The organism is Treponema sp. R80B11-R83G3 (assembly GCF_054786115.1).
In genome coordinates this window covers 1-2,137 of the sequence record NZ_BDHF01000166.1, presented here as the reverse complement: position 1 = coordinate 2,137, position 2,137 = coordinate 1, and the positions used below count along the sequence as shown (strand labels likewise).

The window sequence follows — 2,137 nt, the reverse complement described above, 5'->3', positions numbered from 1 at the left end:
CGGTTCTGCGGAAAGTGAATTTGAATATGTTTATGAAAATAAAGTGCGCCCCTTTGTTTCCAATCTTTACCGTTATTCCAATATTCAAGCGGTTTTGCATTATTCGGGCGTTTTGCTTTACTGGATTGAACGCACCCATCCAGAGTTTCTTATGTTGATAGAAGACATGATTACGCGAAAACAGGCTGAGCTTTTAGGAGGCGGATTTTTCGAGCCGAGTTTTCCGCTTATTCCCTTACAGGACAGAATTGGCCAGATTGAATTAATGACGACGTATATCCGCAAGCATTTTGGGAAACGCCCGATTGGCTGCTGGCTGCCGCAAATGGCGTGGGAACAGCATCTTTCTGCGGCGCTTTCAACAAGCGACATGATCTACACCTTTCTTTCACAGGAACAATTTGTACAGGCGGGGATAAAAGGACAGGGGCTTTTTTCTCCGTGCATCAGCGAAGATCAAGGCAGGCTTTTAACAATTTTTCCCGTCTCTTTATCCTTGGAAAATGATTTGGCGAATAAAAGTTTTTCCCAAGTTTTTGTCGATTTAAAAAATAAATTTGACGAAGTATGCGGAAATTGCGAATCCGAAAAAATAATCAGCATATTTCCCGATAAAGTTTCATCATCTGCCGAGGAAGCGCCCGACACGGCATGGAACCGTTTTTTTGAAGAAATTTCCCTTTCTGAAAATATTGTAGAAACTACATTGCCTGCCAAATTTTTAAGAGGCCATAAAACATATAAAAAGGAAAGTTTCCCAAACTCATCCGCCGCAGGGGATAATTATTCGCCGCGAAAGTTTCTTATTGAACATGATGAATCTGGCGGCATATATTCCAAAATGATTTTTACCAATGTATTAATAAATCAATTAAAGGGGGATAGATCCCGCAAATTAAACGCAAGGGAAGAACTTTGGCAGGCGCAGGACTCAAGCCTTTTTTCACCCGGCGGCGGGCATATCAGGGGCGAGCTTCGCAAGGCGGCTTACAGCTCGCTCTTACGCGCTGAAATGATGACCCGTGAAAACGGAAAATTTATTCCGTCGTTAATACAGTATGATTTTGATTTTGACGGCGTAAAAGAATTTATTTTTCAAGATACGTTAATTAACTGTTACATTCAGCCAAGGGGAGCATGTATCTTTGAGCTTGATTATCTGCCTAAGGAATGGAATTATCTTGACTGCGGTTCAAACGATTACGGCAGACGCGCCGCTTTTGCCGATGTTCTGCTCCCGTTTGAGAAAAAGATGGATAAGCCTGAAGACATTATTACGGAAAAATCAAGGCTTTGTTTTATTGAGCAGTATGAATCAGTAGCGCAGGATAAAAAAGGAAAGTCATGCTTTAAGCTTCCCGCCTTAGGCGATGATATGCCGTTTGGAGACATAGAGATAAATAAATGTTATTTTATAAAAAAAAGCGTTATTACAGTTTCATATAATTTAATAAATACCGGGAAAGATATTCAAAAATTTAAATTTAGCCCTATAATTTATTTTTCATTCGCGAATGTCACGGACGATTATGTCCGTTTTTACGCCGTTGACAATAACGGAAAGGATATTCATTTAGACGGTAAATTTGACGCGGGCAATTTAAAAATCCTTGATGTAAAAAATGAAGTGCAGATTTTATTTGGCTCCATAAGGCCCTTTTCGGGATTTCTTACCCCTGTTTTAAACAACGATCTTTATCAGGCGACAATAATACTGCCGGTGTTTTCAATTTCCCTTAAAAGCGGTGAAGCGTGGACGAATGAGTTTAGCTTGAAGTTTTCCCACTAATTGAACCGCCATAGTATTGAATTACCTCATTTTTTTGGTTATCATAACCAGTATGAAAAGAAGATTAATTACATCGGCGCTGCCTTATGTCAATAACGAACCTCATCTTGGCAACCTTATTCAAGTTCTTTCCGCCGACGCTTTTGCGCGTTTTTGCAGGCTTCGCGGTTATGAAACCTTGTACGTCTGCGGTACTGACGAGTACGGAACCGCCACGGAAAACAAAGCGGCTGAAGAGGGCATAAGCCCTAAAGAGTTGTGCGACCGTTATCACGCGATCCATAGCGATATTTATAAATGGTTTAACATCGCGTTTGACAAGTTCGGACGCACTTCAACTCCCATCCA

Annotated in this window: 2 protein-coding genes; both read left to right on the top strand. The window is 40.9% G+C overall.

Translation table 11 applies throughout. The annotated features are described in order from the left end of the window. On the top strand, positions 1-1,789 hold a 1,789-nt coding region (locus ACYVRH_RS12090), incomplete at its 5' end, for an alpha-amylase/4-alpha-glucanotransferase domain-containing protein (RefSeq protein ID WP_461257158.1). A gap of 52 nt (positions 1,790-1,841) precedes the next feature. Further along, on the top strand, positions 1,842-2,137 hold a 296-nt coding region (locus tag ACYVRH_RS12085), incomplete at its 3' end, for a class I tRNA ligase family protein (protein ID WP_461257157.1).